This is a genomic window from Chitinophaga sp. (assembly GCF_036569125.1).
Lineage (GTDB): Bacteria > Bacteroidota > Bacteroidia > Chitinophagales > Chitinophagaceae > Chitinophaga.
Genome location: NZ_DATCRF010000392.1, coordinates 1 through 2,609, shown reverse-complemented (window position 1 = coordinate 2,609; position 2,609 = coordinate 1). Strand labels below are relative to the sequence as shown.

Annotated in this window: 1 protein-coding gene and 1 pseudogene; both read left to right on the top strand. The window is 50.6% G+C overall.

Features of this window, described 5'->3' with window-relative positions; all coding sequences use genetic code 11:
- Positions 1–81: 81 nt before the first annotated feature.
- Entirely contained in the window at positions 82–1,872 is a 1,791-nt protein-coding gene (locus VIM87_RS14630; RefSeq protein WP_331997708.1) for a family 16 glycoside hydrolase, read from the top strand.
- Positions 1,873–1,877: 5 nt separating this feature from the next.
- A pseudogene (locus VIM87_RS14625) lies at positions 1,878–2,609 on the top strand (hypothetical protein); the annotation flags it as partial.

Below are 2,609 nucleotides of genomic sequence, written 5' to 3'. Positions count from 1 at the left end.
ATAAGCGGTTTGCTTTTCCATAACAGTGCCGTTAGGTTTACACCATAGTATAAAATATTTTTCATCTTTTGATCTCAGTCAATGTCTGTCAAATCTTTTTTGCTGTATAGCACCATCATTGTAAGCCTCGCAGCTTGTTCGCCGGGGAAAAAGGAAAGGCTTCCCGTTGAAAGCCTGCCTATGGATCCGCTTAGCCTGGATAACCTGGATGCTTTTACCACAGCGGGTAATAACTGGCAGATAGCCGGTAACGTGTATATGAACCGGCAGCAGCCGCACCAGTTAGAAGTAAAGGAAGGTAAAGGCATCCTGGTATTTAATACAGCCGCTAACGGTGAGCTGCCTACGAAAATGGCGCATGGGGATATGGACCTGGAGCTGGACTTCATGCTCTCCCCACAGGCAAATGCCGCCATTCTTTTCCAGGGTAAATACCCACTGCAGCTGCAGGATAGCTGGCTTAAAGACAGCCTTACTGCAGCGGATTGCGGAGGGGTAGCGGATAAAGCGCCCCTTCTGAATGCCTGTAAGGCGCCTGGTTTGTGGCAGCACCTGGTGGTGAAGTTTAGAGCAGCGCGTACCGGTAATACGGAAGCAGGCTTTGAATCCGTAACGCTGAACGGGCGCAGCATTCAGCAGGACCCGGCATTGGGCATTACTGCGCAGGATACCCTGCGTAAACAGGTGCAAACACAAGGTCCCTTGAAGTTTGTAGTGCATAACGGCCCGGTAGCTTTCCGCAACATCCGTTATAAAACCTATGGCGATGCACGCGCCGGCATAACCGGCCTGCATTACCGTGTATACAAAGGCGTATATAAGAATCATGATACGTTAAAGCTGTTACTGCCCACGCGCTCGGGTAATACCGATTCCCTTACCTACCGGGTAGGCGATAAACGTGCGCAGCTGCTGCTGGAAGGTAAGTTAGTGGTGCCGGCAGAAGGGCACTATGTATTCAGCATCCGCGCCGGCGGGCCGGTACGGCTGATGATCGATGGGAATGAAATTGCCAATAACGGCGGTACCCGCGATTATGAGCGTCCCTTTTACGGTGATACCTTACTGAAAGCAGGGCCTCACGATTTCCAGCTGAGCTATGCAAATTATGATGAGAGCCTGGTGCTGTTATATGAAGGTCCGCATATTCCTTTTACGGCGCTTACTACACCTGCATCTGAACGCCAGGTGGAAGTATCCCCGCAAATGGAATATCCTGTTAAAGCAAGCGCTGTTATTCAACGCGGCTTTATGCAACATGGTGATAAAGTGGATCCCTATAGCATGGCAGTAGGTGTGCCGGGCGGCATTAACTATGCATATGATATGGTGAATTATAGCCCTTTACTGGCCTGGCACGGGCGTTATATTGATGTGGCAGAGATGTGGCATGAGCGTGGAGAGAAACAGCTGGCCAGGCCCTTAGGCGCTCCGCTGGAGCTGGCCGGCATTCCCTGCATTGCAGAACTATCCGCTAAGGATGCTGCCTGGCCGGATTCCATCCGGGAAGACAGCAGCAGCTATACCAACCGCGGTTATAAAATATTACCCAATGACCTGCCGATGTTCTTTTACACGCTGCGCCAATGGTCGGTGGAAGATTACCTGCATCCCCGCGCAGATGGGAAAGGACTGGAAAGAGAAGTAACCATTAACAGTACCGCATCAGCTAACGGGAATGCATACTGGTTAATGGGTAGCGGCGGCCTCATAGAAAAGCTGCCGGATGGCAGCTATGCGGTAGATGATAAGCACTACTACATTGAAACAAAGGATCAGCCGGAGATCGTGGAAAGCAAAGGGCAATACCGCTTAGTGCTGCCCTTACAGGCTGGTAAAACTATGAACATTCATTACTCCATTATCTGGTAAATAATATGAAGCGTCAATTGCATATAGCCTTTTTATTGTTGTTATGCGGCCTGCCCTTTGCGGCAAGTGCGCAAACAGAAATGAAGGCAAAGGAAGGTAAATATTATAGTATAACGGATGTGCCTATACCGGATAGCGTAGTGCTGGAAGTAGGCGGGCTGGCCTTTACACCGGACGACAGGCTGGGTGTATCTACCCGGCACGGGGAAATATGGCTGATCACAGATCCATATCAAAAGAAATCGAAACAACCGCAATACAAACGTTTTGCATATGGTATGCATGAAACCCTGGGCCTGGCCTGGCACAACGGATCTTTTTATACCACACAGCGTTCGGAGCTTACAAAGGTAACCGATACTAACAACGACGGTAAAGCAGACCTGTTCCAGACAGTAGCCTCCTGGCCTTTGTCGGGCAACTACCATGAATATTCTTATGGCCCTTTGTTCCTGCCAAATGGCGATATGATCGTAACGCTGAACCTTTCCTGGATAGGACGTGGCGCCAGCCTGGCTAAATGGCGTGGCTGGATGATGCGCATAAAACCCGATGGCACTATGCAACCTTATGCTGCAGGTATGCGCTCCCCTGCAGGATTTGGATTGTCGGAGAACGGAGAGATCTTTTTTGCAGAGAACCAGGGCGACTGGATAGGCTCCGGCCGTATCACGCAAATGGACTATGGCGATTTTGCCGGCCACCCCGCAGGCCTGCGCTGGTCCGGTGAATATGGA